This window comes from Lactimicrobium massiliense, assembly GCF_900343155.1.
Lineage (GTDB): Bacteria > Bacillota_I > Bacilli_A > Erysipelotrichales > Erysipelotrichaceae > Bulleidia > Bulleidia massiliensis.
Map to the genome: position 1 here is coordinate 141,351 of NZ_OUNG01000006.1, position 24,272 is coordinate 165,622.

The 24,272-nt window shown below is 48.9% G+C and carries 26 protein-coding genes, 1 riboswitch and 1 other annotated feature; of the genes, 19 read left to right on the top strand and 7 right to left on the bottom strand.

Going from position 1 to position 24,272, the window contains the following annotated elements; genetic code table 11:
* Nucleotides 1-42 precede the first annotated feature (42 nt).
* The 5 genes from DHU66_RS11295 (at nucleotide 43) to DHU66_RS11315 (ending at nucleotide 5,420) form a co-directional block, all read left to right on the top strand.
* On the top strand, nucleotides 43-459 hold the full coding sequence (locus DHU66_RS11295) for a cell division protein SepF (RefSeq protein WP_108776044.1): 417 nt from the start codon (nucleotides 43-45) through the stop codon (nucleotides 457-459).
* Complete coding sequence (locus tag DHU66_RS11300) at nucleotides 425-1,192, top strand: YlmH/Sll1252 family protein (RefSeq protein WP_245309547.1); 768 nt, start codon at nucleotides 425-427, stop codon at nucleotides 1,190-1,192. Before DHU66_RS11295 ends, DHU66_RS11300 begins: the two co-directional genes overlap by 35 nt.
* Nucleotides 1,193-1,204: 12 nt before the next feature.
* A complete protein-coding gene (locus DHU66_RS11305; protein WP_108776045.1) occupies nucleotides 1,205-1,687 on the top strand; it encodes a DivIVA domain-containing protein in 483 nt (160 codons plus the stop codon).
* Nucleotides 1,675-1,863 (top strand) — a binding site (T-box leader). Its footprint overlaps the gene before it by 13 nt.
* A gap of 49 nt (nucleotides 1,864-1,912) precedes the next feature.
* Nucleotides 1,913-4,627 carry an isoleucine--tRNA ligase gene (gene ileS / locus DHU66_RS11310; protein ID WP_108776046.1) on the top strand — a complete coding sequence of 905 codons (2,715 nt, stop codon included), beginning with the start codon at nucleotides 1,913-1,915 and terminating at the stop codon, nucleotides 4,625-4,627.
* 40 nt (nucleotides 4,628-4,667) lie between these two features.
* A complete protein-coding gene (locus tag DHU66_RS11315; protein ID WP_108776047.1) occupies nucleotides 4,668-5,420 on the top strand; it encodes a hypothetical protein in 753 nt (250 codons plus the stop codon).
* Nucleotides 5,421-5,462: 42 nt separating this feature from the next.
* On the opposite strand, the gene metK is transcribed toward DHU66_RS11315, so the two are convergent.
* On the bottom strand, nucleotides 5,463-6,554 hold the full coding sequence (gene metK, locus DHU66_RS11320) for a methionine adenosyltransferase (protein WP_108776048.1): 1,092 nt from the start codon (nucleotides 6,552-6,554) through the stop codon (nucleotides 5,463-5,465).
* Between the two features lie 66 nt (nucleotides 6,555-6,620).
* Nucleotides 6,621-6,715: riboswitch (SAM riboswitch) on the bottom strand.
* 177 nt (nucleotides 6,716-6,892) lie between these two features.
* Between metK and DHU66_RS11325 the strand changes: the two genes are divergently transcribed.
* Complete coding sequence (locus DHU66_RS11325) at nucleotides 6,893-8,041, top strand: AI-2E family transporter (RefSeq protein ID WP_108776049.1); 1,149 nt, start codon at nucleotides 6,893-6,895, stop codon at nucleotides 8,039-8,041.
* 116 nt (nucleotides 8,042-8,157) lie between these two features.
* Here the strand turns inward: DHU66_RS11325 and DHU66_RS11330 are convergent, their stop codons facing one another.
* From DHU66_RS11330 to DHU66_RS11340, 3 genes are all read right to left on the bottom strand, one after another.
* Nucleotides 8,158-10,251: a glutamine synthetase III family protein gene (locus DHU66_RS11330; RefSeq protein ID WP_108776050.1), complete on the bottom strand. Its 2,094-nt coding sequence runs from the start codon at nucleotides 10,249-10,251 to the stop codon at nucleotides 8,158-8,160.
* Between the two features lie 221 nt (nucleotides 10,252-10,472).
* Nucleotides 10,473-10,826, bottom strand: a complete 354-nt coding sequence (locus DHU66_RS11335) for a NifU family protein (RefSeq protein ID WP_245309549.1) — start codon at nucleotides 10,824-10,826, stop codon at nucleotides 10,473-10,475.
* Nucleotides 10,827-10,841: 15 nt separating this feature from the next.
* Nucleotides 10,842-11,345: a divergent PAP2 family protein gene (locus DHU66_RS11340; RefSeq protein WP_245309551.1), complete on the bottom strand. Its 504-nt coding sequence runs from the start codon at nucleotides 11,343-11,345 to the stop codon at nucleotides 10,842-10,844.
* Nucleotides 11,346-11,382: 37 nt separating this feature from the next.
* On the opposite strand from DHU66_RS11340, the gene DHU66_RS11345 reads away from it, so the two are divergent.
* The 3 genes from DHU66_RS11345 to DHU66_RS11355 all read left to right on the top strand — a co-directional run bounded on the left by DHU66_RS11345 (nucleotide 11,383) and on the right by DHU66_RS11355 (nucleotide 12,395).
* Nucleotides 11,383-11,763 carry a CvfD/Ygs/GSP13 family RNA-binding post-transcriptional regulator gene (locus DHU66_RS11345; RefSeq protein ID WP_108776052.1) on the top strand — a complete coding sequence of 127 codons (381 nt, stop codon included), beginning with the start codon at nucleotides 11,383-11,385 and terminating at the stop codon, nucleotides 11,761-11,763.
* Nucleotides 11,764-11,837: 74 nt separating this feature from the next.
* Entirely contained in the window at nucleotides 11,838-12,080 is a 243-nt protein-coding gene (locus tag DHU66_RS11350) for a GlsB/YeaQ/YmgE family stress response membrane protein (RefSeq protein ID WP_108776053.1), read from the top strand.
* A 54-nt stretch (nucleotides 12,081-12,134) separates the two neighbouring features.
* Nucleotides 12,135-12,395: a kinase to dihydroxyacetone kinase gene (locus tag DHU66_RS11355; RefSeq protein WP_108776054.1), complete on the top strand. Its 261-nt coding sequence runs from the start codon at nucleotides 12,135-12,137 to the stop codon at nucleotides 12,393-12,395.
* A 47-nt stretch (nucleotides 12,396-12,442) separates the two neighbouring features.
* On the opposite strand, the gene DHU66_RS11360 is transcribed toward DHU66_RS11355, so the two are convergent.
* Together DHU66_RS11360 and DHU66_RS11365 are read right to left on the bottom strand one after the other, a co-directional pair.
* Nucleotides 12,443-12,625, bottom strand: coding sequence for a hypothetical protein (locus DHU66_RS11360; protein WP_108776055.1), 183 nt, complete (start codon nucleotides 12,623-12,625; stop codon nucleotides 12,443-12,445).
* 23 nt (nucleotides 12,626-12,648) lie between these two features.
* Nucleotides 12,649-14,142 carry an NAD(P)H-hydrate dehydratase gene (locus DHU66_RS11365; RefSeq protein ID WP_108776056.1) on the bottom strand — a complete coding sequence of 498 codons (1,494 nt, stop codon included), beginning with the start codon at nucleotides 14,140-14,142 and terminating at the stop codon, nucleotides 12,649-12,651.
* 151 nt (nucleotides 14,143-14,293) lie between these two features.
* On the opposite strand from DHU66_RS11365, the gene DHU66_RS12495 reads away from it, so the two are divergent.
* On the top strand, nucleotides 14,294-14,839 hold the full coding sequence (locus tag DHU66_RS12495) for a hypothetical protein (protein ID WP_245309552.1): 546 nt from the start codon (nucleotides 14,294-14,296) through the stop codon (nucleotides 14,837-14,839).
* Between the two features lie 35 nt (nucleotides 14,840-14,874).
* Here DHU66_RS12495 and DHU66_RS11375 read toward each other — a convergent pair whose 3' ends face one another.
* Complete coding sequence (locus DHU66_RS11375) at nucleotides 14,875-15,408, bottom strand: hypothetical protein (RefSeq protein ID WP_108776057.1); 534 nt, start codon at nucleotides 15,406-15,408, stop codon at nucleotides 14,875-14,877.
* Nucleotides 15,409-15,443: 35 nt separating this feature from the next.
* Between DHU66_RS11375 and pheA the strand changes: the two genes are divergently transcribed.
* The 9 genes from pheA (at nucleotide 15,444) to DHU66_RS11420 (ending at nucleotide 24,207) form a co-directional block, all read left to right on the top strand.
* On the top strand, nucleotides 15,444-16,268 hold the full coding sequence (gene pheA, locus DHU66_RS11380; RefSeq protein WP_108776058.1) for a prephenate dehydratase: 825 nt from the start codon (nucleotides 15,444-15,446) through the stop codon (nucleotides 16,266-16,268).
* Between the two features lie 217 nt (nucleotides 16,269-16,485).
* Nucleotides 16,486-17,493: a 3-dehydroquinate synthase gene (gene aroB, locus DHU66_RS11385; protein WP_108776059.1), complete on the top strand. Its 1,008-nt coding sequence runs from the start codon at nucleotides 16,486-16,488 to the stop codon at nucleotides 17,491-17,493.
* Complete coding sequence (gene aroC, locus DHU66_RS11390) at nucleotides 17,486-18,583, top strand: chorismate synthase (protein WP_108776060.1); 1,098 nt, start codon at nucleotides 17,486-17,488, stop codon at nucleotides 18,581-18,583. Before aroB ends, aroC begins: the two co-directional genes overlap by 8 nt.
* A complete protein-coding gene (locus tag DHU66_RS11395) occupies nucleotides 18,580-19,815 on the top strand; it encodes a shikimate kinase (protein ID WP_108776061.1) in 1,236 nt (411 codons plus the stop codon). The genes aroC and DHU66_RS11395 overlap by 4 nt, the downstream gene beginning before the upstream one ends.
* Nucleotides 19,812-20,831, top strand: coding sequence for a 3-deoxy-7-phosphoheptulonate synthase (gene aroF / locus DHU66_RS11400; protein ID WP_108776062.1), 1,020 nt, complete (start codon nucleotides 19,812-19,814; stop codon nucleotides 20,829-20,831). Before DHU66_RS11395 ends, aroF begins: the two co-directional genes overlap by 4 nt.
* Nucleotides 20,828-22,096 (top strand): 3-phosphoshikimate 1-carboxyvinyltransferase, encoded by a 1,269-nt coding sequence (aroA, locus tag DHU66_RS11405; RefSeq protein WP_108776063.1) that lies wholly within the window; start codon nucleotides 20,828-20,830, stop codon nucleotides 22,094-22,096. The genes aroF and aroA overlap by 4 nt, the downstream gene beginning before the upstream one ends.
* A complete protein-coding gene (locus tag DHU66_RS11410; protein ID WP_108776064.1) occupies nucleotides 22,086-22,958 on the top strand; it encodes a prephenate dehydrogenase in 873 nt (290 codons plus the stop codon). Before aroA ends, DHU66_RS11410 begins: the two co-directional genes overlap by 11 nt.
* Nucleotides 22,955-23,398, top strand: coding sequence for a type II 3-dehydroquinate dehydratase (gene aroQ / locus DHU66_RS11415; protein ID WP_108776065.1), 444 nt, complete (start codon nucleotides 22,955-22,957; stop codon nucleotides 23,396-23,398). Before DHU66_RS11410 ends, aroQ begins: the two co-directional genes overlap by 4 nt.
* 104 nt (nucleotides 23,399-23,502) lie before the next feature.
* Entirely contained in the window at nucleotides 23,503-24,207 is a 705-nt protein-coding gene (locus DHU66_RS11420) for an SH3 domain-containing protein (protein WP_135358363.1), read from the top strand.
* Nucleotides 24,208-24,272: the final 65 nt, after the last annotated feature.

The window sequence follows — 24,272 nt, forward strand, 5'->3', positions numbered from 1 at the left end:
CCTTACATGCTATAATGATAGACGTGATTGGAGGTACCAGACGTGGCTTTAGAAAAACTGAAAAATTTTATTGCACCGGTCGAAGATGATGACGACGATGAAGAAGGTGCAGATGAAGAACTGGAATACAGACAGAGTGAGGCAAAGCCGCTGAGCTCCTATGAAAAGAAACGGACAGAAGTAACCGGTGTGCCGACAAATGCTGCCATGGTTCTGTTTGAGCCGCGTTCTTTTGAAGAGGCTGAGGAAATTGCCAGACATCTGAAGGACAGAAGAGCATGTGTTGTCAATCTGCATCGTCTGCAGAGAGACTATGCGCAGCGCACCATTGATTTCCTGACAGGTGTTGTCTTTGCACTGGATGGCACGATTCAGAAGATCGGCCATAATGTGATTCTGTGCGCACCGCGCAATGTTGCCGTTGATGGGGAAATCAAGCTCGACGGCGATGATGACTGAGAAGGCTGACTATTCATCTCTGGAAGCACATCTGCATGATCTGCAGGATAAAAGTGAGCGCTGGCATACACATACATGCTCGTCTTTTCTGAATGAAGAAGAGACAGCGGCTATGCAGAAAATCTTTATGCCATCTGCTCATGTCCGCTGGTTTGGCGGCTATCCGCAGGCAAGAAAGCAAAAAGTCATTTTTCTCTTTGATGAGGAAGATGACTTTTCTGATATTGTCTGTCTGCAGGCAAAAGCAGATCAGCGCTTCCGGAAGATTTCCCATCGTGATATTCTCGGGGCACTCATGTCACTGCAGATCGATCGGCATGCCTTCGGTGATTTCTGGATCAGTGATGACTGCATCTATCTGTATACATCCACTTCCATGGCACCGTTTTTGATTGACAATCTGACCAGGATCAACCAGCTCAGTGTCCAGTTTGAACAGATTGATGATTATCCTGCTCAGGTGTTTCAGATGCGCAGCTTTACAGCCGTGGCTGCCAGTGAAAGGGCTGATGCCATCATTGCGGCAATTACGCATGTTTCCCGCTCAAAAGCGAAGGAAATGATTCATGCTGGAATGGTGCAGTTCGATCATGTTGCGCTTGATGTACCTGATGAAGTGTGCCATAATAACGTTACGATTTCGATCCGAGGGTTCGGTCGTTTTCTGTATGAAGGATACGACCGTAAGACACATTCGGACCGGATCGTGGCAAAGTTTCAGCAGTATATCTGAGAGGTGACGATTTTGACAGCAAAAAGGCCGACATTCCGTGTGATGAAGAATGGATATGATCGTTTTGCGGTGGATGATGCTGTCGAGAAGTATGCTGCCCAGGTAGATGAGCTGGAAAAAAGAATTGCTTTGTACCAGCAGCAGGCAGCTGAGGATGCTGCCCGTCTGGATGACATGCAGAAAAAGTACAACGCAGTGCTGCAGAATATGCAGGCAAAACAGGCAGCGGCGGATGATATCGCCAGACTGTCCCTGCGGGAAGCCAATGAGATTATCTCAACTGCACAGAACAATGCGGATGAGATCATCCGTGAAGCACTTGGCACCGCCCGTCTGATTCTGATGGACCTGTCAAGACTGTACAATTCTGCCGGTGATGTCAAGACGGACATGAAGAAGGAGCTCAGTGATCTGCAGGCAGAGCTGGATAAATTCCAGCTGCCAAAGATGCCGGATCTGCGCTGGCTGGATGAAGCAGAGAAGAAAATGCGTTGATCAGGACGCGCTTGCCTTTAGCAGCACTCTAGAGAGTCTGTGGATGGTGGAAACAGACATGTGGAAAAGAGCAAGACATCACCTGTGAGCAATCGTGCATTCCGCGTTAAGGAATAAGTGAGGGCATGGCATTCTGCCATGAACTAAGGTGGTACCGCGCTGACAGCGTCCTTAGAGAATGGGACGCTTTTTTTATTGGCGTCCTCTGGAAAGGAAAGGCAAAGAATGGATTACAAAAGCACATTGAACATGCCGAACACCGACTTTGAGATGAGAGGCAATCTGGCCAGGAAAGAGCCGGTTATTCTGAAACAGTGGGAGGAAAATAACTATTACCAGGATCTGCTTGCTCATCATAAAGGGCAGAAAGCATTTGTTCTGCATGATGGTCCGCCATATGCCAATGGCAACCTGCATGCCGGTACAGCCATGAACCGTGTCATCAAGGACTTCATCAACCGCTCCCATGCGATGAGCGGCTACTATACACCGTATTTCCCAGGCTGGGATACACATGGACTGCCGATCGAGAATGCCATTCAGAAGCTTGGTGTTGACCGCAAGAAGCTTTCTCCGGCAGAATTCCGCTCCAAGTGTGAGGAATATGCTCATCAGCAGATTGCCCAGCAGATGGCAACCGAAAAGCGTCTGGGTCAGATTGCTGACTATGAGCATCGTTACATCACTCTGAAGAAGGGATTTGAAGCCAGACAGATCCGCTGCTTCGAAAAGATGGCACTGGATGGCCTGATTTTCCAGGGACTCAAACCTGTTTACTGGTCACCATTTAATGAGACTGCTGTTGCGGATTCTGAAATCGTGTACCGTGATGTCAAGGACGCCACCATTTATCTGGCTTTCCAGATTGCGGATGGCAAGGGTGTTCTCGATCAGGATGACTACTATGTCATCTGGACAACCACACCGTGGACCATTCCTTCCAACGAAGCAGTCTGCTTAAATGCCGATCTGGTCTATGCCGAGGTAAAGACAGAAAAGGGCAAGCTGATCATGCTGGCAGACTTCGTTGATAAGCTGCTGGCCAAGTTCCAGTTGGAAAACCAGGGTATTCTGCGTACCTTCAAGGGGAGAGAACTGGAAGGCATTACGTATCATCACGTTGTCTTTGACAAGGAATGTCCGACACTGCTTGGTGCCCATGTCACAGCTGATGATGGTACCGGTGTTGTCCATACCGCCGGCGGCCATGGCCTGGATGACTTCAATGTATGCATGAAATACGGCATCGGCCCGATCAATACGGTCGATTCTGTCGGTAAGATGAATGAGAATGCCGGCAAGTACCAGGGCATGTTCTTCGAGGACTGCTCCAAAGCTGTCATCCATGATATGAATGAGAAGGGCTGCCTGCTGGCTATTGAAAACATTGTCCATGCGTATCCGCATGATGACCGTCTCAAGAAGAAGGTCATCTTCAGAGCTGTGAAGCAGTGGTTCTGCTCCATTGACAAGATCAAGCCGCAGCTGCTCGACCAGATTGACAACCATGTTGTCTGGCACAATTCCTTTGGTCAGAAGAGAATGCATAATATGATCCATGACCGCGGCGACTGGTGCATTTCCCGTCAGCGCCTGTGGGGTGTGCCGATTCCGATCTTCTATTGCGAAGACGGCTCTCCGATCATGGAAAAGGAAGTCTTCGAACACGTTGCAGATTTGTTCGGCCAGTATGGATCCAATGTCTGGTTTGAGCGTGAGCCAAAGGATCTTCTGCCGGAAGGCTATACAAATCCGAAGTCTCCTAATGGTATCTTCACCAAGGAAAAAGATATCATGGATGTCTGGTTTGACTCCGGATCGTCCTGGACAGAACTGGAAGACAGGGGACTGGAATTCCCTTGCGACATGTATTTTGAGGGATCAGATCAGTACCGCGGCTGGTTCAACTCTTCACTGATTGTGGCAACAGCAGTAAAGGGACGGGCACCTTACCGTGAAGTGCTCTCTCATGGCTATGTTGTTGACTCCAAGGGTGAAAAGATGTCCAAGTCTCAGGGCAATGTCGTGAATCCGATGGACATCATCAATAAGAACGGTGCTGATGTCTTCCGTCTGTGGGCAATGGTTTCCGACTTCAAGCAGGACCTTAAGCTTGGTCCAAGCAACATCAAGCAGGTATCTGAGCAGTACCGCAAGATCAGAAATACATTCCGTTTCCTGCTCGGCAATGTGAATCCGGCTGACTTTGATCCAAAGAAGGATATGGTCGCATACCAGGATCTGGAACCTGTTGACAAGTATATCCTCGTTCTGCTGGATGATGTTGTCAGCACTGTCAGAAAAGATGTCATGGAATACGACTATGTCGCATGTTCCAAGGCACTGACCAATTTCATGGTCAATGAACTGTCCTCTTACTACTGTGACTTTACAAAGGATATCCTGTACTGTGAGGCTAAGGACAGCAAACGCAGAAGACAGGTACAGTCTGTATACTGGCTCTGTGTTGACAAGCTTGTCCGCCTGTGGGCACCATTCCTTGTCTATACAGCTGAGGAAGTATGGCAGCACTTCAACGATGACAGTGAGAAGTCTGTGCACAACACAGAGTTCCCGGCTGTTGAAAACTACGCAGATGCTGAACAGGTGAAGGCTGATGGTGCCAGAATCATGGAGCTGCGTTCCGTTGTTCTCAAGGCGCTGGAAGATGCCCGCAATGAGAAGCTGATCAAGTCCAGCCAGGAAGCAGACATTTCTTTGACAGCACCGGAAGATCTGTGCAGCCTGCTGAACCAGCAGCTGCCAGATCAGGTATCGCAGTGGCTGATTGTTTCGGCAGCTGATGTCAAGCCTGCAGATCAGGTGAGTGCAAAGGTGCAGAAAGCACAGGGTACAAAGTGCCCGCGCTGCTGGAATTACAGTCTGAATCCGGATGAAGACGGACTGTGCCCGCGCTGCCATAAGGTATTGAAGGGTTAATGAACAGGGGATGGCTGAACAACCATCCTCTTTTTCAACTATGGAAATGAATGCACAGATGTATCTGAAGAGGGCACTTGATCTGTTGAAATCATCACTGGAACATCCTGCCTCATGGTATATGGATCTGTATGAAAAAGATCCTTCTCTGTATTCCTTTGAGACAGATGACAGGTATGCCTATATCCTGTTTGCCATTCCGGAAGAAAACTGGAAGAATCTGATCCTGCTTGTCTTTGATGGCGCACAGGTCATTGCGGATGCCAGCGGGTATCTGACAGGTTTGGATGTATTGATGCAGGATGAAGGCTTTCTGGATGCATGCAGCAAGGAAAGTGACTGGATGTACCTGGAAAGGCAGATCGCTGCACAAATGCTGCAGGAAAACGGCATGGAACACAGACAAGGCATGGCCTTTCTGACGGGCAGCACCTATGTCACCAGAGCATACCGGCATAAAAATATCTTTGTACAGATGCTGGATATGATTCATGCATATGCCATGGATGATCAAACAGGCAATGCATGCTATCTCCATATCCTTTCTCTGGACCCGGATATCCCATGCTATGGGCCCGATGCACTGGACCACCCATATTACTATCAATATGACAGAGATGAGCCTGTACGCAGGCAGAACGGGGCAGTTATGAGACATCTTGGCTATGAGGTGCTGCAGCTTGAAACAGAACACCCGGAAGAAAATACGGATGGTACCAAGATCTGGTTTGCCATCCGCATGGAAGAAGATCATATTGAAGATCTGCCGGCAGGAAAACAGGCTCTTGCCTGAGTACAAAAAAGGACTTCGACGGAAGTCCTTTTTCAAATTGTCTTAGAAATCCAGCTTCTTGTATGCTTCCCAAGGCAGGCCCTTTCTTCCGAAGTGGCCATAGTTGGTTGTGGAAGCGTAGATCGGACGGCGCAGATTCAGTTCAGAAATGATGTTTGCAACAGAGAAGTCGAAGTTCTTGTTGATGATGTCAAGCAGCTGCTCATCTGTGTACTTGGAAGTACCAAATGTATCAACTGTAACAGACAGCGGCTTCGGCTCGCCGATTGCATAGGAGAGCTCAAGCTGGCACTTGTGAGCCAGACCGTTGGCAACAACGTTGCGGCAGACATAACGTGCATAGTATGCAGCAGAACGGTCAACCTTGGTAGGATCCTTGGAAGAGAAGCAGCCGCCGCCAATTGGCGCATATCCGCCATATGTATCAACGACAATCTTACGGCCGGTTGTGCCGGAGTCACCCCAGGAACCACCGACAATGAAGGATCCGGAAGGGTTGATCAGATACTTGGTATTTTCATCAACCAGCTTCGGATCAACAACCGGCTTGATGACCTTCTCAATGATCAGATCACGGAGCTCAGCCTGTGTAATCTTTTCTGTATGCTGGGTGGAAACCAGAATCGTATCAACTCTCTTCAGTTTGCCATCATCATACTCAGCTGTGACCTGCGTCTTTCCATCCGGTCTCAGTCTGTCATCCTGACGGCGTACTTCCTCAAGCTTTGCTGCAAGCTTATGCGCACAGTCAATTGCAAACGGCATCAGGTCTTCGGTTTCATCATCCGCATAACCGAACATGATACCCTGGTCACCTGCAGAAATTTCATCATGTGCAACAGCATTGTTGATCTCAGGAGACTGCTTGTTGACCTTGGTCAGCACATGGTACTCTTCGTTATAGCCAATCTTCTTCATGACGCCAAGAGCAATCTTTTCATAATCGATCTTGGCAGTTGTGCCGGCTTCACCATAGACCAGAATCAGGTCATCCTTGATGGTAGCCTCAACAGCCATGTGCGCATACGGATCCTGACGAATTGCCTCATCAAGAATCGAATCTGCAATCAGATCGCAGACTTTGTCAGGATGTCCGCTTGTAACGGACTCAGAAGTAAAATAACGTTTTGCCATAAAAAAACTCCCTTTCTTTTGTTTGTCTTTTCAACGAGCTGCGGAAAGAGGATTCAGTTCTCTCTTTCTTTATCGCTGTCAGCTTTACCACCTTACCGGTGTGTCACGGCAGGCTGGTATGGGATCACAGAGCTGACTCTCTCACCCATTCTTGATAAAAGACGAGTATATTAAAGCATTCAGACTTTTGGATTTCAATGAATCTTCGTCCATATGCCTATACACATTGCCCGCTCTGTAAATCTTATGCAATAAAAACGTTCTTTTTTACGGTGAACAAATCTTAACAATAGGTTTTTCATCTGGATGGTATAATGCCATATTGACAGGAGAGTATTATGAGCTGGAAGAAACTGGATCCCAATCTCAAGGCAAATATATCTGCATTTACGATCTCGGGTATTTTGATCGTTCTGTTTTATCTGATTATCAAGAATCTGCCTGCCATCGGCAATGGCATTGGCGTCATGCTCAAAGCACTGATGCCATTCCTTATTGGCATGCTGCTGGCATTGATTATGACACCTCTGCGGCGATGGATTGAAAAGAAAGTGATGAAGAATGTGCACTGGCGGGCACGCACAAAACGCAGGGCGGCAACACTTTTGTGCCTCATTGTTGTTCTGCTTGTACTGGCCGCATTCTTTGCCATCATCATGCCGCAGCTCATCAGCAGCCTGAAGTCCTTTGCAGAGAACCTGCAGAGCTATATCGACTCGATTGAAAAAGCACTGGCTAAGCTCTCCGTATCCGATCCGGAACTGCTGGATAATATCCAGAAAATGATCCGCACTGGTTCTGATCAGCTGACATCATGGCTGACCGGGGCACAGGGCGGCCTTACCAAGATCATTTCGTTCTCTGTATCAGTCGTGAAAAACATCATCAACTTCTTCATCGGCCTGATCATCATGTTCTACCTTCTGCTGGATGAAGAAAAGTTCAAGCACCAGGTTAAGAAGCTGGCATATGGGGCATTCCCTGAAAAGGCAGGAGATGAAATCATGTATGTCGGCCGTCTGAGCGTCAGAATGTTCAACAGCTTCATTGCCGGCAAAGCCGTGGATTCACTGATCATCGGCATTGTCTGCTGGCTGGTTGTCACAATCCTGCAGATGCCATATGCACCAATGATCGGCTTTATCGTCGGTATTACTAATATGATCCCGGTATTCGGTCCTTTCATCGGTGCCATTCCATGCCTGATCATCCTGCTGATCATCAACCCATGGCAGAGCCTGGAATTCTTGATCTTCATCATCATTCTGCAGCAGGTCGATGGCAATATCATTGGACCCCATATCCTGGGAGATTCGATGGGCCTGCCAACTCTGTGGGTCATGTTTGCGATCATCGTCGGCGGCGCGCTGTTCGGTGTGGTGGGCATGTTCCTGGGCGTCCCGATCTTCTCAGTCATCTATACACTTGTGGCCAATGCCCTCAACCGCCGCATGATGGAGAATCAGATCGATCTGAATACAAAGTAACGAAAATAAATGCTCTGCGGCATCTGAAGACTTCTTCGGATACCGCAGAGTTTTTTGTGCGATTTGCGCAATCAAAAAGACCGTCGGACAGGACGGTCTTGTTTGAATGCAATTGCTCAGAGTGAGAACAGCATGTCCTGATACAGCGGCAGTTTGTAGTAGCGCGGAGAAGCAATCTTCTCATATGTATCAATAGACTTGCGCAGGTCAATCATCATCGGATTGACTTCATAATACAGTGCATAGCCGATATCGTAGGTAGAACCTTTCTTCGATACCTCATCATACTTTGCCTCAAGTGCCTTGAGCTTGCCATAGACATCATCAATCAGGCCGCCAATGGTTTCAACTCTTGTTGTAAGGTACTTCGGAGCAGCTTTGCCGCAGGCATTCAGACCTTCGGCATAAGCCTTAATCTCTTCTGCCATTGCCGGCAGAACATCTTTTCTGGTCATTTCCATCAATGTTCTGACCTCAATGCCTTCGATCTGAACATACTGCTCTTCCATGATGTTGCGGTTGGCATCAATTTCCTTCTCTGTGAAGACACCGGTCTTTGTAAACAGATCAACAACGTTCGGATCATCCAGTACTCTGGTGGATTCAATGTAGGATCTGACATTCGGCAGACCGCGTCTTGCGGCTTCCTTGATCCACTCAGCGGAATAGCCGTCGCCAGAGAACAGAATACGCTTATGATCGTGAATGATCTGACGGCAGATACCAAGTGCCTTGTCACGGATATCCTGCACATACTTCAGGCCTTCCAGCTGATCCGCAATCTCATTGATGGCCTGGGCATTGATCGTGTTGAGCACAATGTTCGGCAGAGATGCACTCATGGAAGAACCAAGCATTCTGAATTCGAACTTATTGCCAGTGAAGGCAACAGGGGAAGTACGGTTGCGGTCGGTGTTGTCATGCGGTACATAGGCAAGGCCGTTGACCGGGTTGAAATCCGGCCTGGCTTCGTTCTTGCCTTTCTGAGAAGGATGTTCCTGATAAATGCTGTACAGGATGTCCTCAATGTAGCTGCCCAGATAAATGGAAATGATTGCAGGAGGAGCCTCGTTGGCACCCAGACGGAAGTCGTTGCCAGCCGAGGATGCACTCATGCGCAGCAGCACCGGATACGTATCAACTGCCTTGATGAAGGCACAGATGAAGGTCAAAAAGCGGATGTTCTCAGCAGGCTTGTCACCTGGAGAATACAGGTTCTGGCCATTGTCAGTCACAATAGAATAGTTGTTATGCTTGCCGGAACCATTGATGCCATCAAACGGCTTTTCATGCAGCAGGCAGGCAAGACCGTGCTTCTTGGCGGTGCGGCGCAGGATATCCATGGTCAGCAGGTTCTGATCAATGGCAATGTTGCACTCGGAGAAAACCGGGGCCAGCTCGAACTGTGACGGAGCAACTTCGTTATGTTCTGTCTTGGCATAAATACCAAGCTTCCAGAGCTCCTGGTTGACGTCCTTCATGAAGGCTGCCACACGGTCCGGAATGGCACCGAAATAGTGATCGGAAAGTTCCTGACGCTTCGGTGCAGCAATGCCAAACAGCGTACGGCCGGTCAGCTTGAGATCAAGACGCTTCTCAAAGTATTCACGGTCAATCAGGAAATATTCCTGCTCAAGACCAATAGAAGGCTTGCAGAACTTGACTTCCTTGTCACCAAAGATATTAACAAGTCTTGTTGCGGCATCAGAAACTGCCTTGACTGACTTCAGCAGCGGCTCCTTGCGGTCCAGTGCCTCGCCTGTGTAAGATACAAACACAGTCGGAATACACAGTACCTTGTCGCGGATAAATACCGGAGAGGAAACATCCCAGTAGGTGTAGCCTCTTGCTTCAAAGGTGGCACGCAGGCCGCCGGAAGGGAAGGAGGACGCATCAGGTTCTCCCTTGATCAGCATCTTGCCGGAGAATCTTGCAATCGGAAGATTATCCTTGCCTGGCTCCACAAAAGCATCATGCTTTTCAGCGGTGCCGCCGGTCAGCGGCTGAAACCAGTGGGTGAAATGCGTGCAGCCTTTTTCCATTGCCCAGCGCTTCATCGCATGAGCAATTGCATCAGCGGTTGCTCTGTCCAGAACACCTTCTGAAGCAACTGTCTTCTTCCATGCCTCATAGACAGGACGCGGCAGACGCTCTTCCATCTGCGTTTCGCCAAATACCATTGAACCAAATTCTTCGAATGGATGTTCCATAATCTCTCTCTCCTTTTTACTTGTACAAGCTTAATCCATAGAAAAAAGACAGACAAGAAAAAATCAGAGAAAATGGCATATAAAATTGAAAACAATCAAGAAAAAATGAAAAAATATTGCAGAACAGCAAAAAAATTCAAACATTTCGCAAAAATATCAGAATTTATATCTTGCAATTCTGCAAATACTAAAAAAGAGCACTTCTGTGCTCCCATCCTGTATCAATAATAAGAAGTCGGTGCAAGTTTGACAGCCTGTACTTCCGGCACTTCATCAACCACAAGTGCCTGTACACCCTGTGAGATATCAACCGTGGCCATCATGCAGCCGGCACATGCACCAATCATGGATACATAAGCAATACCATTGCTGTAATCCAGCAGACGCAGATCGCCGCCTTCAGCCTGAATGTATGGACGGATCTTGTTCAGTGTATGCTCGATGCGTCCCATGACATCCTTCTTCTTAGCTTCTTCTTCCGGAGTCAGCGGACTGACTTCACCATTCTCAGCGCGGACATAAGCAGCCTGCTTTTCTTCCTCGCTCATTTGTTCTTCCTTTTTCTCCTCACTCATATTGCATCCTTTCAATCAGCTGATCGCCACCAGATGGAAGATCAACGCTGTCAGACAGCCCAGCAGTACGCCGCCAAAGCATTCAACCCATTTGTGGCCAAGCACTTCCTTGACCTTTGTCTGGTAGATCGGATCAATGAACCGGACATGCAGGTTATCCTGAACGTCCTTTACTAATTGTTGCGTAATCCGGATGTTTTGTCCACTGTAATACCTCACGTTGGCTGCATCATAGACAACGATGCAGGCAAAGGACAGTGTGACGGCAAAAATCGTAGAGCTGAAGTGCTCACGGATACCAACTGCCAGGGCAAGTGCCGAAACAAGTGCACTGTGTGAAGAAGGAAAGCCGCCGGAATCCTTGCAGAGTCCCCAGCGCCATTCATGATGAATGAGCCAGTAGAACAGTGGCTTTAACAATTGTGCAAGCAGTGCCGCAACGATAGCGGACCAGAAGGGATACAGCGCCGTTACTCCATATGGTTTATACATAACATCACCCGGTCTTAAGTATATCATATCTGCCCATGGTGTATAATCACTGCTGGAGAATGATATGACAGTATACAGAACAGGACAGATCGTGGAAGGCAGAGTGACCGGCATACAGCCGTATGGTGCCTTTGTAGCACTTGATTCCCATACCAGCGGTTTGATCCATATTTCCGAAATCTCAGAAGGATATGTCAGAGATGTTGAACAGTACGTTCATGTTGGTGAGACAGTGCGGGTGAAAATCATTGATTTTGATCCCCGTCAGAACCAGGCAAGATTGTCTCTGAAGGCACTTCATAAAGGAAGAGTGCGCAACCGGAAAAAGCCTGGCCTGCCCAAGGCACAGCTGCCTGTGGCCAGACTTGGCTTTACAACGATTGAGGCAAATATGCCGCGCTGGATCAAAGAAGCACAGGAATTCCACCAGGAAGAACACTCTTAAGATTTTCGCCAGGCATTGACCGCCGGTCAGGCAAGTGCTATAAATAGTTGCGTAAACAAAGGAGGCAGCAGAAAATGATTGGCTGGCTGATTCGAACAGTTATTGTAGGTATTCTGGCAGGTTATCTTGCCAATAGGATTATGCAGAAGGACAGCTCTGATGCGGGCAAGAATCTGGTTCTTGGCCTGATTGGCTCGTTTGTAGGTGCCTTGATCGGCTGGCTGATCGGACTGCGTGATACAAACATCATCGGTTCCATTATTATGGCAGTGGTTGGTGCGTGTGTGGCAACCTGGGCTGCCAGCAAGATTTCCTGATATTCAGGAAACAGGAATTGCCGCATGCTATAATATCGATGACAAGGAGGAAATATGGAAAAACTGGAGTTTAAGTTTGATACCCAGCTTCTCATCGATGGTGAAGATCTTGATGAAGATGAAATCCATGATTATATTCTGAATCACTTCAAAGGAGACTGCCTGTTGGCTGTTGGCGGCGATGGCGATCCCGTCAAGATTCACTTTCATACTAATGAGCCCTGGAAAATCCTGGAATATGGACAGTCCATCGGTGACATCTATGATGTTGTCGTTGAAAACATGCAGCGCCAGGAAGAAGGCCTCAAGGGCTGATTTCCATCACATGAAAAGACCACTCCAAAGTGGCCTTTTTTGAATGCTTAATGATGTTGGTCAAAATCATCAATGTCATCCATCAGAAACAGAAAATCTTCTTCCTTCTTCTGTTCATCTGTCAAACGATCATATCCTGAAAGCTCTTCAGCCTTCACTTTGCATGCAGCTGCTTTTCTCTGCAGCTCTTTTTCTCTGTCTGCACGCGTTTTTCTCTTCTTCCCAAACATGTCAGTGCCTTCTTCCTATCAGATCAGAAACCATGGCGGAAATACAGACTGTCAGCCAAAGCAGGGAAGCGGCTGAGATCCAGCATGTTGGCAGCGTGGTCCTTTGTGCCTTCTTCCGCCAGATAACCATGGAGCCAGACAGCCATGCATACAGCCTGAAATACATCATTGTTCATCGTCAGTAAACCAGCAATCATGCCAGTCAGAAGATCACCGCTGCCAGCCTGGGCAAGACCGCTGCAGCCGGACTGGTTGATATAAAGATCACCAGTTGGCGAAGCTACAATCGTGTGCGGGCCCTTTAACACAAGGAACACCTTATAGTCTTTTGCAAACTGCAGGGCAAGATGAATCCGGTCATGCTGGATCACATCCACAGGCCGGTTGATCAGGGAAGATAATTCACCAATATGCGGTGTCAGAATAACAGGCTCATGTACAAAGCGCAGAATGTAATAATTATGGTTCAGCAGGCGGATTGCTTCGGCATCCAGCACCACCGGACAATCAGCCGCCTGCAAAACAAGATCCAGAATTTCTTCCTTTTTCGGCATATTGACAGCGCCGGACCCAAAGGCAATTGCCCTTGTATCGTAAAGCAGCGGTTCAATGACCCTGTACATATCCTGATCGCCAAAAGGATGAAAGACCGGTGTCAGAAAACGGGAAGCCACAACAGGGTAGATCTCATGCGGACATACGGCATTCAGATAGGAAACACCAACCGTCTTTGCCCCAATGATATTCATGCCCAGAGCGCCGGCCATGCCATAACTGCCGCCAATGACTGTCGTCTTGCCAAAGGTCCCTTTATAGGCATTCTCTTTTTTCCGGGGATACCCAGCGAAGAAGCTGTCCTCGTTCATTTCCAGAAAAGCAGAATGGTCAGGATGAGGAATGCCAAGTGACACCATGTATGCATGCTTGAACAGCTGATGATCCTTGCGCAGCATATGAAAAGGTTTATAGCAGTCAAGGGCAATGGTCACATCAGAACGGATCGCATCCGGATCATAACGGCCGCTGTCACTCTCAGCACCGCTGTTGATGTCAATGCTGCATACATGCAGGTGCATATTGTTAATCGATGAGAACAGCTTTTTCATGCGAGCGGAAAGGGCGCCATGGAACCCAACGCCATACACACAGTCTACCAGCAGATCCGTGTGCTGTGCCGCCTGCAGGATGGCATCCGGATCCTGAAGAACATCACATGATAACAAGGTGAAGGCATCCTGCGCTTCTTTGGTGGCAGGGGCACCATCCACGCAGGCAGCCGTGACATGGAAGGCAGACCCCAGTATGCGTCCGATGACAAAACCATCACCGCCATTATTGCCTTTGCCGCATAGAAGCAGAATATTCCGGCAGGCGGAAAAATGGCTGCTGATCCAGTCTGCACATGCTTTTCCAGCTGTTTCCATCAATTGTGCATTGGTAAAGCCAGATGAAGCTTCCAGCTGCCGCATTCCCTTGCTGTCGATGATCATAAATACCCCTGCCTTTTCTGCACTCATGGTAGCACGAAAAAGTAATGTTTGGCTGTATTATGTGTGATATGACCGCCTGCATGCGCGTAAAAGGGCATAAATAGTGGTAGAAAAGGGATTGCATGCAAAAAATTATGCTATAATGCAAATGGCAAGTAGTCCATAGGGAGGTGCTCATATGCCAGCGAAGAAAACAGGAGTAAAAGAAGCATCAGCAGCCGCAAAAGTTGCAGTGAAAGAACCTGCTAAAGCTGAAACGAAGACTGAAACTAAAGCTGCTGCAAAGAAGACTGCCGTGAAGAAGACTGCTGCGAAGAAGCCAGCTGCCAGAAAAACAACTGCTAAGAAGACAGTGAAGAAGGAAACGGCCGTCCGCAAGGAAGAGGTTAAGAAGGAAGAAGTCAAGAAGACAGAACCAGTCAAGGAAGCTAAGCCTGCTGTTAACATGAAGTCTGTAAAAGATTATGAAGACATCATTAACTGGAAGAAGGGCGAAGCCAATGGTATGGACTGGCTTTATATCGAGATCAAGGCTGATGATCTTCTGACTGAAGTGGAAGCAGGACTTGATAACCTTGCTACAGTATGCCAGGCAATCCGCAACTGCATGCTGGAGGGCGATACATTCATTGTTGAGCCGAAGGGTGATACAGACGCAAACATGACAGTGCGTTATTATTGCGATAACCTGAGCCCTGAGCGTAAAAAGTATTTCCAGAACTAAGACGAACCTATGCTGGCTGTGATCAGTCAGCTTTTTTATTTTGCAAAGCAGATGGCAAAGAAGCCGCATACGCCAAAACATAAGCATAGCTCTGCCAGACCCGTGATGGCATCATATGTCACGATCAGCAGTACTGCTGCAAACAGGCAGGCAAGATACCACATCCATGCATTCCTGTTGAGATCACGCAATGCATACAGAAAATACTGCAGCAGGATAAATGCAGCCAGAGCGAGCAGAATATGCATCTGTGCTGAAAGAGACGCAGAATGCGAATATGGCATGCAGATGGCACTGACCATCAGCACTGCCAATAGGATGATCAGAAACCTTTCGTGTTTTATGACACTGTTCTTCTGCAGCATATGGATTGCATGCAGGCACAGCAGCCCGTCAAGACAGGTAATCATCAGGATTGCCGGACGCCAGGAAGGCATCTGCAGCAGTCCGGTCCAGTTGTATCTGATGGGATTGCTGAGCAGCAGAGGAAGAGCAGTGATCACAGGGGCGATGATCCCGCAGAGAATCATATTTGCTTTTTTTGGTGCTGGCAGAAACAGTTTTGTCATACTATCATTCATTATATCCATTCAAAGGAGACATTATGAAGACAGTTGGCATGCAGGGAGCACATGGTACTTTCAGTGAAATGGCCGTGTATCAGTACTTTGGCAAAGACGGCATTGCGGCAAAGGGATATCGAAACTTCGTGGAAATCATGCAGGATCTGGAAAACCATGCGATTGATGATGCTGTTCTGCCGGTAGAAAATACAACGACCGGCATCATTGCGCGCACCTATGATCTGTTCAAGTACTATCACGTCCATGCCGTTGGCGAAGTACTTGTCCCGATTGTGCAGGATCTGATCACATTACCAGGTGCCTCTTTGTCTGATATCAAAGAAGTCTATTCTCATCCGGAGGCACTCTCTCAATGCCAGGGGTTCTTTGAGGCACATCCTGACATTCGCTCTGTTCCTTACCAGGATACGGCAAAATCCGTGGAATATATTAAAGCCTGCAAAGATATCTCCAAGGCCGCAATCGGCTCTTCTGCTGCTTCTGCGTATTACCATCTGCCGGCATTATGCCATGCTATTCAGGATTCCAAAACAAATACGACCCGCTTTCTTGTTGTGACATGGAAGGACGATATCCCGGCAGATGCCAACAAGACGAGCCTGATGCTTGTTATCAATCATGAACCAGGCTCTTTGTACCGTGCACTTGCCTCACTGGCAGATAAACAGATCAACATGGTAAAGCTGGAAAGCAGACCGATCCCAGGCAAGATGTTCGAATATCTGTTTTATGTCGATATCATGGGGACACCGGCGGATCCTGTGGTCAAAGAGGCACTGGCGCAGATGAAGAAGTACTGCGTGGAACTCCGCAGTTTTGGCTCTTACCGTGCCGCATCTTTGTAACATTCTTTCAGAAATATCTGATTGCCTTTTCAGAAAGCCGGACTTATAATTGGCCCATGAGCAAAACATACAGAACTTGCTTTTATTACTTTAGATAGCCCGGGCGATTGAAAGATATTGCCCGTTTCGTGATGAATCCGGCATTATCTGATGGAAAGCAAGATCTTACGAGCCATACGGATGATGCCGTATGGCTTTTTTTGTTCAAGGAGGAACAATGGAAATCGAGGTAAAGACAAAACAGAAACAGTATACTGTCATGCTGGAACGCGGTCTGCTGCAGAAGGCATCCACCCTGATCGGCCGTCATGGCCATGTCTATCTTGTTTCAGAAGACGGTGTGCCTGCTGCCTTCCGCAATACGCTGCAGCAGCAGTACCCGGAGGCTGCCATGTATGTGTTTCCGCATGGTGAACAATCCAAGAATCTGACAACCTGGCAGCAGATTCTCAAAGATATGTTGGAGCATGATCTCGGCCGAAAAGATACCGTGATTGCATTAGGAGGCGGCGTCACCGGCGATATGGCAGGTTTTGCGGCCGCAGCCTACATGCGCGGGATTCCGTATATCAATATCCCGACGACCTCACTTGCCATGATTGATTCTTCCATCGGCGGCAAGACTGCCGTTGACTTCAATGGCGTCAAAAACAGCATCGGTGCGTTCTGGCAGCCTGATCTGGTTCTGGTAGATCCCGATCTGCTTGCCCCACTGCCTGTGCGTCATCTGCACAATGGCCTGGTGGAAGCAGTCAAAGAAGGACTGACCTTTGATCCACAGCTGTTTGCCATCTTTGAACACGATGACTATCTGGATCATATTGATGAAATCATTGCACGCTGTCTGCAGATCAAAAGAGATGTCGTGGAGCAGGATGAACGGGAAGGCGGCATCCGCAAACTGCTGAATTTCGGTCATACATACGGCCATGCCCTGGAATCCTACTTTGGCCTGAACGGTTATTACCATGGAGAATGTGTCGGCATGGGCATGATGATGATCATGAATAACCCAGAGCTGAAAATACGCTTGCAGGCAGTGCTGGAACGGATGAACTGCCCGGTTTCCTGCACATATGATCCTGAAGCTGTCTATCAGCTGTTATGCCATGACAAGAAGGCAGACCATGATCATGTCACAATTGTGCAGGTAGATGAGATTGGCAAAGGCCATCTGGAAGACTGGCCGCTGCCAAAACTGAAAGAGAGGCTGTACCATGAGTAATACTTTCGGCAGACATTTGAAAATCACGTTGTTTGGAGAAAGCCACGGACCATCCATTGGCGCCATACTGGATGGCCTGCCAGGCGGTGTGAAGATTGATGAGGAATACATTGCCTCACGCATGCAGCTGCGCAGGGCAGTCGGTACAATCTCCACCGCACGGCAGGAAGCCGATCAGGTTCATATTCTGTCCGGTGTCAAAGACGGATACAGCGAGGGAACACCCATTGCCCTTGTGATCGACAACAGCAATGTACATTCCAAAGACTATTCATCCCTGGCAGATCTTGCCCGTCCAGGCCATGCGGACTATACCGGCCACATCAAGTACGATGGCTTCGAAGATCCCCGCGGCGGCGGTCATTTCTCCGGCCGTCTCACCGCACCGATCACAGCCTGCGGAGCAATTGTCCAGCATATGCTTGCTGAAAAAGGAATTCTCTGCGGCAGCCATATCAGACAGCTTCATGGCATTGATGATCTGCCATTTGACAGCGAACATCTCAAAGAGCAGATCAGCCAGCTGAACCAGAAACAGTTTGCCGTGCTGGATGATATGGCTGCCAAAGCCATGCAGGCAGAGATTGAAGCAGCCAGAAAACAGCTGGATTCTGTCGGCGGCATCCTGGAAACAGCCGTCATCGGGCTGCCGGCAGGACTTGGCGAGCCGGAGTTTGACTCTATTGAAAGTCAGCTTGCCCATGGTATTTTCTCCATTCCGGCTGTCAAAGGCATCAGCTTTGGTGAAGGCTTTGGCTTTGCAGGCATGAAAGGCTCGCAGGCAAATGATGCCTTCTGCATCAGAAACGGAAAGATTGAAACGGTGACCAATCACAATGGCGGCATCAATGGCGGTATCACCAACGGCATGCCTGTTCTGTTTCAGACTGTCATCAAGCCAACACCGTCCATTGCGCAGATTCAGGATACCGTTAACTTTGTAACGAAAGAAGAAACGAAGATTGCCATTCATGGCCGCCACGATCCAGCCATCATCCACCGGGCAAGAGTGGTTGTCGACAGTGTAGCCTGTCTTGTCATGGCAGACTTCATGATGGAACGATTTGGCAGGGAGTATTTTCACGGATGAAACTGGGACTGATTGGTAAAACGCTTGGCCATTCATGGTCATGGCAGATTCATGATATGCTGATCCATGAACACTACCAGAACTGGGAACTGTCAGAAGATGAAGTGATTCCGTTTCTGGAAAAGAAAGATTTTACGGGTATCAATGTCACGATTCCATATAAAGAAAAAGTGATGACGGTGCTGGATGAAATCAGCCCCACGGCCGAAAAGATCGGTGCCGTCAACTGCATCATCAACCGTGATGGCAGGCTGTATGGCTATAACACAGACTGTGATGGATTTATGGAACTCGTTAAAACAGCCGGCATGCATATGGAAGGAAAGCATGCGGCGGTGCTTGGCAGCGGCGGTGCTGCCAAGGCCGTCATGACCGGTGTATCACAGCTTGGCGGCATACCGGTGATGGTATCCAGGCATCCCCATGATGACATGATCAGCTACCAGCAGATGTATGCCATGCAGAACCGTTTTTCCTTCCTGGTCAATGCAACACCGGTTGGCATGTTTCCGCATATGGATGAAACACCGGCGGATCTGGATGTCTTTGAACATCTGGAAGGGGTTGTGGATGTCGTTGCCAACCCGCTGCGTACAAAGCTCTGCTTTCAGGCATCCTGCAAAGGCATTCCCTCGACGGGCGGGCTTGGCATGCTAGTATATCAGGCAGCCGCAGCTGATGCCCTGTTTACCGGGCAGAAAGTCCCGCAGGAGCGTATCGATGCCTGCCTTGGCACACTGCTGAAAGAGCGCCGCAATATCGTGCTGATCGGCATGCCGACATCTGGCAAAAGCAGCGTGGCACAGATGCTTGGCAAGCAGAGCGGCCAGCAGGTATACGACATGGATACACTGCTGGAACAGCAGCTTGGCACCAGTATCCGCACATGTTTTGAAACCCATGGTGAAGCATATTTCCGTGCAAAGGAAACCAGACTTGCCAGAGAACTTGCAAACAAAGAAGGCGTGATCATCTCCTGCGGCGGCGGCATTATCAAAAATCCGGAAAATATGCAGGTGTTATCACAGCATGGCGTGGTTGTGTGGCTGCAGAGAAACAGTTTGTTTCCAAGCAGTGACCGGCCGTTAAGTGCTGATGAGGCTTCGCTGAAAAAGCTTTATGAACAGCGCAGAGGGCTGTACGAAATGTACAGTGATATCCAGGTGGAAAACAATGGCACTCTGGAAGATACAGCAGAACAGATACTGAAGAAGATTGGAGAACGAAAATGATCATCACATTAAAGAAAGATGCACCTGAACAGGAAGTTGCGAAGATCCGCGCCAATTTCGAGAGTAAAGGCCTGCGGGTCAATATGATTCTTGGCGAAGACTTCAACGTCTTCGGCCTGGTAGGTGATACCGCCCACCTGGATGAACGTGACATTCTGGCCAATGAATGGGTTGAGAATGTCCAGAGAGTTTCCGCACCGTATAAGCTGGCCAACCGCATGTTCCATCCCCAGGATACAATTGTCAATGTTGCCGGCATTCCAATCGGCGGCAAAGAACCGGTTGTGATTATGGGCGGCCCGTGTTCTGTAGAAGGAGAAGAGCAGGTTGTCCGTATTGCAAAGGAAGTCAGGGATGCCGGCGGATGCATCCTGCGCGGCGGTGCATACAAGCCTCGTACTTCACCATACTCTTTCCAGGGACTTGGCTATGAAGGCATCCTGGACATGGTCAAGGCACGTGAAAAGACAGGCATGCCGATCGTTTCTGAACTGATGAGCGCTGAGCACATTCCGGAATTCGAAGAAAATGTCGATCTTGTCCAGATCGGGGCCAGAAACATGCAGAACTTTGATCTGCTTAAGGCTGTGGGCAGAATGAAGAAACCGGTGCTGTTAAAGCGAGGGATGTCCGCAACAATTGAAGACTGGATCATGAGCGCTGAATATATCATGGCTTCCGGTAATCCCAATGTCATACTGTGTGAAAGAGGTATCCGCACATTTGAGAAATATACCCGCAACACCATGGATCTTGCCGTCATTCCAATCATCAAGGAAAAGACACATCTGCCGATTGTCATCGATCCTTCCCATTCCACCGGCGACTGGAAGTATGTGGAAGCCGTATCACTGGCTGCGGTGGCAGCCGGTGCAGATGGCCTGATCATTGAAGTACATGATCATCCTGAATGTGCATGGAGCGATGGTGCCCAGTCACTCAAGCCGGAAAAGTTTGCCCATCTTGTGAAGCGCTGCCGCAGAGTGGCAGAAGCGGTTGACCGTGAAGTCAGATGAACGTCACTGTCTCAAAAGGAAACCTGCATGACTTTTCTGTCTGTCTTCCTGCCAGCAAGTCCCTGTCCCACCGGGCACTGATTGCGGCTGGATTAAGCAGCACGGCATGCCGCCTTCATCATGTGGCCGACAACAACGATACTTCGGCAACCATGCACGCACTAAAGATGCGCGGCGCCTCCTTTGCAAAAGATGGAGAAGACTGGCTTGTACATGGCTGCAGTCATGGTGCAATTCCTGCGCAGCCCATTGACTGCGGTGAGTCCGGCAGCACACTTCGTTTTCTGATTCCTCTGTTTGCTGCCCAGCCCGGTACCGCAGCGTTTACAGGACATGGCCGGCTGATGCAGCGGCCTCAGTCTGTTTATGCAGATCTTTTTGCAAAACAGGGTCTGCGCTTTGAAAAACAAGGTGACATTCTATATGCAGAAGGACCATTGTCCTGCGGTACGTATCAGGCGGCAGGAGATGTTTCCAGCCAGTTTATCAGCGGCCTGCTGTTTGCACTGCCGCTGCTGCCTGGTGAAAGCCGGATTATCGTTTCAGAACCCTTTGAATCAGAAAGCTATGTCGGTCTGACACTGGATATCCTGCATAAAGCAGGCATCCGTGTGAACCGGCAGGGCAATACCTTTACAGTCCCGGGGAATCAGGCCTATCACATGCCCGCGTATACGGTGCCGGGTGATGACAGCCAGGCAGCGTTCTTTGCGGCTCTGGCTTTGATCAGCGGCAAAGACGGTGACATCCTCAACATGGACCATGACTCTCACCAGGGTGATCATGTCATACTGGATCATATGCGTGCCTTTGGCGCCGAAGTGAGCGAAATTCCCAATGGCTACCATATCCATGCCGCTGATCCACATGGGGCTGTGATTGATCTGGGGGATTGTCCGGATCTAGGCCCGATGGAATTTGCCATGGCCGCCTGTGTCAAGGGTGACAGTACATTTCTGCATGCAGGCAGACTGCGCATCAAGGAAAGTGATCGGATTGCCTGTATGAAGGAAGAAATGGCAAAGCTTGGCTGTATGCTGGAAGACGATGGTGATACAGTATACGTACACGGCGGGAAGGGCGCCCTGCGGCCATCAGCAGTGCTTGGCCATAACGATCATCGCATTGTCATGGCATTAAGCATTCTGGCAGCCTGCAGTGAGCAGCCCATCACGATTGAAGATGCCCAGGCAGTAAACAAAAGCTACCCGGACTTCTATCAGGACCTCGCCCGTACAGGAGCGAAGATTTCATATGATCACTGACACAACCGTATTTGGCATCATCGGTTTAGGTGTTCTTGGCGGCAGCTATGCCAAGGCACTTTCCGCAAAACACTACAAAGTGCTTGCTGTTGATATTAATACATCCGCTCTGCAGGAAGCTGAAAAAAACGGCTGGATTACGGAAGGCAGCACGGATCCATCTCTTCTGTCTGCCTGCGATATTGTCGTTTCCTGTCTGTATCCACATACATTCATCAACTGGCTCAAAGAGCATCAGGATGTATTGAAATCCGGGTGTCTGCTCAGTGATGTGACAGGCGTCAAGCGTGAGGTCATGCAGGCAGTCAATCAGCAGCTGCGCAAAGACGTTGAGTATATTGCCTGCCATCCTATGGCGGGAAGGGAAAGCCGCGGTCTTGCCTATGCAGATGAAAAGCGATTCCTTGGTGCCAACTTCATCATCGTTCCTGGCGAAAACAATACGGCTGCTGCGATTGCCACAGCCCATCAGCTGGCAGAAATTCTTGGCTTTTCACGCATCGCAGAACTCAGCCCGGAAGAACATGACCGCATGATCGGCTTTCTGTCACAGTTAACACATGTCATTGCTGTTTCCCTTATGAATGTGGCAGACAATACACATCTGGCTGCCTATACAGGTGATTCCTTCCGTGATCTGACCCGTATCGCCAACATCAATGAAGAACTGTGGCCGGAGCTGTTTGTGCTGAACAAGGATAATCTGAGCCGTGAAATTGATGCCTTTGTGGCAGAGATGAAGTCGTTTGAAAAGCTGATTCAGGATGAGGATTATGACCGCATGAAACAGAAGCTCATACTGGCAACAAAGCGGCGTAAAGCTTTTAACAAGGATCAGGAAAAAGGAGAAGAAAAGAAATGAAGCTGATGGTGCTGAACGGACCGAATCTGAATATGGTCGGCATCCGTGAAAAGGGTATTTATGGGACGGTGTCTTATCAGTGCATGATCGAGATGATCAAGCAGGAAGCAGAGAAGAGAAAGATTGAAGTAGACTGCCGCCAGTCCAACCATGAGGGAGATCTGGTAGACTGGATTCAGGAAGCGTACTTCAATGGCTATGACGGCGTGGTCATGAATCCGGGTGCTTATACGCATACAAGCATTGCCATTGCCGATGCCGTAAAAGCCATTGCACCGATTCCGGTTGTGGAGGTTCATATCAGTGATATCAACAGCCGCGAAGAATTCCGCCATCACAGTTATGCTGCTCCATACTGTCTTACCCAGATTAAGGGCCATGGCCTTGCAGGTTATGTAGACGCAATGGATGCGATTGCAGCAGCCAAAGCAGGGAAGTAAGATTCTCTGTTTTTTTTCGGGCGGTAAAAGGTACAATAAACACGAGAGGCAAGTGAAGAAGAATGAAATACAAAGTCTGCAGAGGGTGCGGCACCCGTGTTCCTATGTCCAAAGAGAAATGCCCGGTTTGCGGCACCACAGATTTTACGATTGTCGATGAGCCGGAGGAAGAAACCCAGACACTGGACTGGGCACCGGATGGCAGTGACAATACAACCAAGCTGTTTCCCTTGACAGGAAACCATCATACTGTGCAGCGTGATCCAGAAGATGATGCAGCGCAAAAACCATCAAAGAAACAGATGCCGAAGAAGAAAAAGACACCGAAAAAGAAAGCGGAAACAAGGAAAGCATCTGAAAAGGGGGAACATACCGGTGTGAACTTCGAACATCTGCTGAAGCGTTTTCCGCCTGTCACGCGGGTGCTGATCATGATCCTGAGCGCACTTGTCGTGATTGTGCTGGTTGTCGGTATCGTGGCAGCTGTATCCAGAAAACCGGCAAAGACGGCTGTTGCTTCAGCTTCTCCAACTGCAGGTGCTACGGCATCCGCAAGTGCCCAGGCTGCCGGAGAAACTGCCAGAGCCGATGGCCAGCCGATTGGTAAAGCTGTCATTACTGCGGATACGATCAAGATCAGAACCGAGCCCAATACGGATGCCGGTGTGCTTGGCATTGTGCAGAAGGATGATCAGTATGATGTTTATGAGATTGAAACAGATGGCAGCTATACATGGTACTGTATCGGCAGTGAGAAATGGATTGCGGATGATGGCGGTGAATGGGTGACATATACAGCTGGTGAATAAGCTGGAAATTTGGAAAGACTGACTGAAAATGCTAGAATATGGTCCATGTCGGGCTGTATGTCTGA

What these genes read in the sequence shown, in the direction of transcription:
- DHU66_RS11300 (WP_245309547.1), top strand. Translation starts at nt 425, where the DNA reads ATGGGGAAATCAAGCTCGACGGCGATGATGACTGAGAAGGCTGACTAT.
- ileS (WP_108776046.1), top strand. Translation starts at nt 1,913, where the DNA reads ATGGATTACAAAAGCACATTGAACATGCCGAACACCGACTTTGAGATG.
- DHU66_RS11315 (WP_108776047.1), top strand. Translation starts at nt 4,668, where the DNA reads ATGGAAATGAATGCACAGATGTATCTGAAGAGGGCACTTGATCTGTTG.
- metK (WP_108776048.1), bottom strand. Translation starts at nt 6,554, where the DNA reads ATGGCAAAACGTTATTTTACTTCTGAGTCCGTTACAAGCGGACATCCT.
- DHU66_RS11325 (WP_108776049.1), top strand. Translation starts at nt 6,893, where the DNA reads ATGAGCTGGAAGAAACTGGATCCCAATCTCAAGGCAAATATATCTGCA.
- DHU66_RS11330 (WP_108776050.1), bottom strand. Translation starts at nt 10,251, where the DNA reads ATGGAACATCCATTCGAAGAATTTGGTTCAATGGTATTTGGCGAAACG.
- DHU66_RS11335 (WP_245309549.1), bottom strand. Translation starts at nt 10,826, where the DNA reads ATGAGTGAGGAGAAAAAGGAAGAACAAATGAGCGAGGAAGAAAAGCAG.
- DHU66_RS11340 (WP_245309551.1), bottom strand. Translation starts at nt 11,345, where the DNA reads ATGATATACTTAAGACCGGGTGATGTTATGTATAAACCATATGGAGTA.
- DHU66_RS11345 (WP_108776052.1), top strand. Translation starts at nt 11,383, where the DNA reads ATGACAGTATACAGAACAGGACAGATCGTGGAAGGCAGAGTGACCGGC.
- DHU66_RS11350 (WP_108776053.1), top strand. Translation starts at nt 11,838, where the DNA reads ATGATTGGCTGGCTGATTCGAACAGTTATTGTAGGTATTCTGGCAGGT.
- DHU66_RS11355 (WP_108776054.1), top strand. Translation starts at nt 12,135, where the DNA reads ATGGAAAAACTGGAGTTTAAGTTTGATACCCAGCTTCTCATCGATGGT.
- DHU66_RS11360 (WP_108776055.1), bottom strand. Translation starts at nt 12,625, where the DNA reads ATGTTTGGGAAGAAGAGAAAAACGCGTGCAGACAGAGAAAAAGAGCTG.
- DHU66_RS11365 (WP_108776056.1), bottom strand. Translation starts at nt 14,142, where the DNA reads ATGAGTGCAGAAAAGGCAGGGGTATTTATGATCATCGACAGCAAGGGA.
- DHU66_RS12495 (WP_245309552.1), top strand. Translation starts at nt 14,294, where the DNA reads ATGCCAGCGAAGAAAACAGGAGTAAAAGAAGCATCAGCAGCCGCAAAA.
- DHU66_RS11375 (WP_108776057.1), bottom strand. Translation starts at nt 15,408, where the DNA reads ATGACAAAACTGTTTCTGCCAGCACCAAAAAAAGCAAATATGATTCTC.
- pheA (WP_108776058.1), top strand. Translation starts at nt 15,444, where the DNA reads ATGAAGACAGTTGGCATGCAGGGAGCACATGGTACTTTCAGTGAAATG.
- aroB (WP_108776059.1), top strand. Translation starts at nt 16,486, where the DNA reads ATGGAAATCGAGGTAAAGACAAAACAGAAACAGTATACTGTCATGCTG.
- aroC (WP_108776060.1), top strand. Translation starts at nt 17,486, where the DNA reads ATGAGTAATACTTTCGGCAGACATTTGAAAATCACGTTGTTTGGAGAA.
- DHU66_RS11395 (WP_108776061.1), top strand. Translation starts at nt 18,580, where the DNA reads ATGAAACTGGGACTGATTGGTAAAACGCTTGGCCATTCATGGTCATGG.
- aroF (WP_108776062.1), top strand. Translation starts at nt 19,812, where the DNA reads ATGATCATCACATTAAAGAAAGATGCACCTGAACAGGAAGTTGCGAAG.
- aroA (WP_108776063.1), top strand. Translation starts at nt 20,828, where the DNA reads ATGAACGTCACTGTCTCAAAAGGAAACCTGCATGACTTTTCTGTCTGT.
- DHU66_RS11410 (WP_108776064.1), top strand. Translation starts at nt 22,086, where the DNA reads ATGATCACTGACACAACCGTATTTGGCATCATCGGTTTAGGTGTTCTT.
- aroQ (WP_108776065.1), top strand. Translation starts at nt 22,955, where the DNA reads ATGAAGCTGATGGTGCTGAACGGACCGAATCTGAATATGGTCGGCATC.
- DHU66_RS11420 (WP_135358363.1), top strand. Translation starts at nt 23,503, where the DNA reads ATGTCCAAAGAGAAATGCCCGGTTTGCGGCACCACAGATTTTACGATT.